The organism is Desulfosporosinus metallidurans (assembly GCF_001936615.1).
Classification (GTDB): domain Bacteria; phylum Bacillota; class Desulfitobacteriia; order Desulfitobacteriales; family Desulfitobacteriaceae; genus Desulfosporosinus; species Desulfosporosinus metallidurans.
The window spans coordinates 1-416 of sequence record NZ_MLBF01000205.1; the positions used below are offsets into that span (position 1 = coordinate 1).

At 42.5% G+C, this 416-nt stretch carries 1 protein-coding gene; it reads left to right on the forward strand.

Annotation, left to right across the window (positions count from 1 at the left end; genetic code table 11):
- Window positions 1-416 (forward strand): MBL fold metallo-hydrolase (locus tag DSOL_RS26400; protein ID WP_486598774.1); only part of this gene is annotated, 416 nt, incomplete at its 5' end.

Here is a 416-nt window from a genome sequence, read left to right on the forward strand (position 1 = left end):
ATTTTGAATATGGGCAAACCCTCGTTCACCTAAGCCCAGACCCCGCAGCCCACGGTGCCTATGTAAAAGCGGATCTAGAAGTACCAGTGAAACAATATCATCTTGTTGATAAGGATATGGAATTGGTCCCTGGGGTCGAACTTATTACGTTGCCGGGTCATACACCGGGGATATTAGGTTTAATAGTCCATCTGGAAAATGAAGGCACCTTAATTTTTCCCCAAGACGCTGTGTATGATCACCGGAATTATGGACCACCTGCTAAAGGGTCAGGGATTGTATACGACAGCATAGCTTTTTTTGATTCAATTGAAAAGGTACGTAATTATGCCAAGAAATACAACGCCAAAGTCATGTTTTCCCATGATATGGACTTCTTCAAGACTATGAAGGTTGCACCTGAGTTTTATGAGTAA